Genomic DNA, 4,316 nt, shown 5'->3' with positions numbered 1-4,316 from the left:
TCATTTCCTGTTTGTGGGTTGGTACGGATCCCGCAAATTTGTTTGATGGGATAGTGGTTATAGATAATGCGTTTGCATCATCTATCTGGTATCAAACCAAAGGATATGCATTAATTCCCATACATCAATTACCTCCTGTTGATTTGTAATTACAGGTAATTAATAGATTATTAAGGATGCATAGCGTTTGACATTTCCCTAATTGTTCAATCGGGAGGACTAGCAATGGTTATCAATAAACTAAAATGGTTCTTGTTTATTTTCATCGCGTTGTTTTTATTGCCCTATACATCAGTAGCGGGTGGATTTTCCAATTTAAACCTGGTGGTACAGTGGAAAGGTAAGGGTGGCTTTGAATACCCTCCAGGAAAAATTGCACATCTGTTACCTCCAGGTGCGGGAGGTTGTTTTGTTACTGATATGATCAATCCCAAGACAGGTTGGACTATTGGCAAAGGCTACGATTGCCTTTTAGGTGCACCAAATCCTGTTGGTGATGGAGGCGGGTTTACCATTACGACAGCCTATGTGCTCGATTTTAAGAATCAAGGCATTATAGTAACGGTTAATAATGTAACGGTTCAACCTGCCCTGGATGCACCACCCGAGGAAACGGGTATTACGCATGTCGTGGGAGATTTTCCTTCAGAGCAAACGATCTATAGTGGATCTCGCAGGTTTAAAAAAGCACAAGGGTCGGTCAGGGTTTCCGGGGGCAATGATTTGCGTGAGCTCGATTTGTTAAGTCCGGAAACCTCATTTATCACCTTTGACTACTTATTTGTTGTTTCTTTTGATGATTGAAAATAAGTTAGTGTGTTCGTTAGTCTTTAAATTGTGTTCTGCTTTTCCAGTAAATCAGTTGACATAAATATTAATTGAATCGCGGGTGGTGGCGTCACGCTGTAGAAACATTACGTGGAATGACGCCACTTTTTGTATTTTGAAGGTTGTCGCGTTGTGCCTGATTCATTGAATAATTGTCCAACTGAACCAGAATGGCTGTTTATGTCATCGATTGGTATTGATGGTATATATACCAATAATTTTCCCATGGGATTGTGACTGGAGGGAAGTGCGCCGTAAGAAAAAACAGGAAAAGGTCTGGTAAGTTTCTGCTGCTGATATAGAACAATAATGTGTTGTTCTCTATCAATGGCTGTCTGTTGCTCTCGTTAATGGATCTTGCCGGTAAAATTGTTTAAATTGTACGTATACTCCGGGGTAGTAGGCAGTGAGTATATCCGGCCGTTCAAAAAAGACTTCGCTAAAAACTGCAAAAAATTCTGCCGGTGATGAAGCGGCATAGTCATCAATCGGTACATCATTCCAGGTATTTAAACGGTTTTGAAAATCGTTGTATGCATCACTCAATGTAGCAACCCATTGTGGAACATCCATGCCCCGGTGCAAAGGCGGAAAGCCGTTGGTCCGGCCATTAAGTACATCCAGCTTGTGAGCAAACTCATGAATCACCAGGTTGTTTCCGTCGATCTCACCTGATTGCTCGGTGTCTTCCCAGGATAAAACGACGGGCCCTTTGTGCCATGACTCGCCGCTGAGTACGGCTTTGGTGCGGTGTTCGACGCCGTATTCATCGACAAAATTTCTTTCCGGAATAAACTGGGCGGGGTAGACGATGACTGAAACCCAGCCGCGATACCAGTCAATTCCAAGATTGAGTATTGGCAAGCAGGCCTGCAAGGCAATAATTAATTTCATTTCCAGTGTAAGCTGGAGACCGTGCGCACCTTCCAGTGATTTGTAGTGAAGGAATAAGATACTTAACTCAATGAGTTTTTTTGTTTCTCCTTCAGCAAGATTTGCCAACAATGGCAGGCGGTCAATTGCGTGCTGCCATTGTTTATCTGTGATTGTTGAGCGTTTAATAATACGCTTTTGCCACCAGTTGGTTATTGATGCAAACATGTTCTGTAAATATGGCCAGCTGGAAAGCTTTGCAAGGTATCCTGATATATCTTCCGGGTAGAGGCTCAATTATAGATTAAAGAAAAGTGACTGATTATAGTGATGAATACTGGACAATACCCGTCGGCAGTGTGAGTATAGCAGCGGGGAGCGCAGAGTTATAACCAACACCCTATTCACTGTCAATCATTGTGATACAGGAGTTAAGCATGAAGAAACTGAAGCACGAGGCAGAGTTGGTTAAAGGGGCAATACAGGCCGGGATGAAGTATGGTGAGGACAGGGGGGCTGTAATTTTTGAGCCAACTGACTCGGTGAGTGAGCGTATTCTTTATATCTACCGTTTGCTTGTGCACGACAAGCTTATCCAGCCATTACCAGAAGACCAGGTGTCACAAAAAACGATGCGTCACAAGTTGGCTATCTGGTACTCAAAGCAATTACCTAAAGATGATCCTTTACTAAAATAGAAGCCGGCCAGCTACCAGGTCTGTAGGTCGCTCTTATTTAATGAGAAGCTGCTGGATGATTGTCTTCGCTCCAGGGCTCGGGATAACCAGCTTCGTGTTTAAGCACGGCTTTACCTTTCTTGCTTTCCTTGCTCACCATATCAAGATCTTTGCATTTAGGACATTGAGTATTACTGAATAAGGCCAGATGATATATGGTCCATGCGAGAGGAATAAATAGTACAAACAATAGGCCTGAAAACAGTGTTAAGCTGCCAAACATCAGCCAGATAAATGCATCAACCACAAAAGTACCCCAGCTTTGGTGTTCAGCCTTGCCTACATAGCCACAGCTTTTACAAACACGGTCTGTCATTATTGTCTCCTGTCCCCGAGTCGTTGTTTAACCGCTAAAGAAGTTCGGTAATGAAATTATAAAAATAGTAGTCACTACGCTCATCAGTAACCACTAATATTTAGTCAGTTTTATTGATGTCGGTCAAAAGACAAATTGTTCGTAGCGCGCTTTTTGTCGCAATAAGCAAAAAATTCGCTCATTACGAATATTGGATAGTTGACTGTTTGAGTTGGTTTATTTTTACCACAGAAAACAATATTTTAATGCAAAAAAATTTAGATGCCATCGATCAGGCTGTGAAAGCCATTGCGTCTGATGTGCAGGGTGTTTGCCTGTCAATGCTGTTCTTCGGCGTTATCGTAGGCGACAAAAATGGCTTCTTTAGAAAATATTTGTGATATGTCCAGGTTGTATTCGTCTGGATTGACTACTTTCTCAATTCGTGGACGGCTCTTGTCATCTCCCCAGCATTCGCTAGCAAGGTTCATATATTTATGTTGTTTCAGTGGTTGTTTTTGCGTGTTGAATAGTAATAACAAGGTGGGCGTTAAATGACGTTTTTCATTGATTGACGTGACGATTCCAATTTCACCCGTATTTAATTCAATGGTGCAACCAACGGGATAAATACCCATGTGTTTAAGAAACTGCTGTACCAGTTCTTCGTCAAAAGCGCCGTTCCGATCTGAATAAATACAGTTGAGGGCATGGTACGGTGACACACCGTCCTGATAGGGGCGCTTGCTGGTGACGGCATCATAGACATCGACAATTTTCACGATTTTACTGTACAGGTTAATACTGTGATTCTCCAGGCCATATGGATAACCGTGTCCATCAACGCGTTCATGATGCTGTTGAATGATGACTAAAGCCTCCTGGCTGAGTTCGTCTTTGTTTTTTAACAGGTCGTAGCCAAACAAAGTGTGTTTTTTCATGACTGCGAATTCATCATCAGTCAGCCTGTCGGGTTTGTTTAATATTTCCAGAGGCACACGAAGTTTACCAACATCATGTAGCAATGCGCCGATACCTAATTCATTAAGCTGCTGAGTATTGAATCCCAGGCTACGTCCAAAAAAAAGCGCTAAAATGCAAACGTTCAGTGAGTGGTTCGCTGTGTATTCATCGCGGTTCTTTAACTGGGTTAACCAGATCAACGCCATTGGATTTTCCATAATATTTTTTGTTAAGTTGCTGACAAGCGATTTGGCTTCTTTAATATCAATGTCCTTGCCCTGTTGAATATCACTCAGTATTTTGTCAATGTACTTTTTCGCCATCGAATGAACTCGCAGCGAATGTCTCATCTGGGTTTTGAAATCAGGGTCTGTCGGCAAGGGGCATGCCGGTAGTTCCCTGACCGCGCTGGATGTGGTTTCAATAGTCAGTGAAAATTCTGAGCGAATATCTTTGAGTACTGACTTTTCTTTGTCTACGAAAACAAATTCACAGGCTTGTTGCAATTCAGAAATGTCGTCTGGCGACTGGATACGAAAACCCTGGAACATAAAACCTGTCTCGGTCCAGGGCCGATCGAGTTGGGATACGTACATACCGATCGAGAGATCATCCACATA

The 4,316-nt window shown here is 42.5% G+C and carries 5 protein-coding genes; 2 read left to right on the top strand and 3 right to left on the bottom strand.

What is annotated here, in order from left to right; translation table 11 throughout:
• Positions 1–225: 225 nt before the first annotated feature.
• Positions 226–804, top strand: coding sequence for a hypothetical protein (locus ACWVCM_RS06090; protein ID WP_455200833.1), 579 nt, complete (start codon positions 226–228; stop codon positions 802–804).
• A 348-nt stretch (positions 805–1,152) separates the two neighbouring features.
• Here the strand turns inward: ACWVCM_RS06090 and ACWVCM_RS06085 are convergent, their stop codons facing one another.
• A complete protein-coding gene (locus ACWVCM_RS06085; RefSeq protein ID WP_455200832.1) occupies positions 1,153–1,929 on the bottom strand; it encodes a M90 family metallopeptidase in 777 nt (258 codons plus the stop codon).
• Between the two features lie 209 nt (positions 1,930–2,138).
• On the opposite strand from ACWVCM_RS06085, the gene ACWVCM_RS06080 reads away from it, so the two are divergent.
• Positions 2,139–2,399 (top strand): DUF5062 family protein, encoded by a 261-nt coding sequence (locus ACWVCM_RS06080; RefSeq protein WP_455200831.1) that lies wholly within the window; start codon positions 2,139–2,141, stop codon positions 2,397–2,399.
• A 37-nt stretch (positions 2,400–2,436) separates the two neighbouring features.
• Here the strand turns inward: ACWVCM_RS06080 and ACWVCM_RS06075 are convergent, their stop codons facing one another.
• Together ACWVCM_RS06075 and ACWVCM_RS06070 are read right to left on the bottom strand one after the other, a co-directional pair.
• On the bottom strand, positions 2,437–2,754 hold the full coding sequence (locus tag ACWVCM_RS06075; protein WP_455200830.1) for a hypothetical protein: 318 nt from the start codon (positions 2,752–2,754) through the stop codon (positions 2,437–2,439).
• Positions 2,755–3,071: 317 nt separating this feature from the next.
• The coding region (locus ACWVCM_RS06070) for an HD-GYP domain-containing protein (RefSeq protein ID WP_455200829.1) at positions 3,072–4,316 on the bottom strand (1,245 nt) is incomplete at its 5' end.

Source organism: Kaarinaea lacus (genome assembly GCF_975902315.1).
Note: the sequence above shows the minus strand (reverse complement) of the source record. Positions and strands in the feature narration are given on the sequence as shown.

Bases quoted from the DNA above. Each gene is read 5' to 3' on its own strand.
- ACWVCM_RS06090 (WP_455200833.1), top strand. From the start codon at position 226: ATGGTTATCAATAAACTAAAATGGTTCTTGTTTATTTTCATCGCGTTG.
- ACWVCM_RS06085 (WP_455200832.1), bottom strand. From the start codon at position 1,929: ATGTTTGCATCAATAACCAACTGGTGGCAAAAGCGTATTATTAAACGC.
- ACWVCM_RS06080 (WP_455200831.1), top strand. From the start codon at position 2,139: ATGAAGAAACTGAAGCACGAGGCAGAGTTGGTTAAAGGGGCAATACAG.
- ACWVCM_RS06075 (WP_455200830.1), bottom strand. From the start codon at position 2,754: ATGACAGACCGTGTTTGTAAAAGCTGTGGCTATGTAGGCAAGGCTGAA.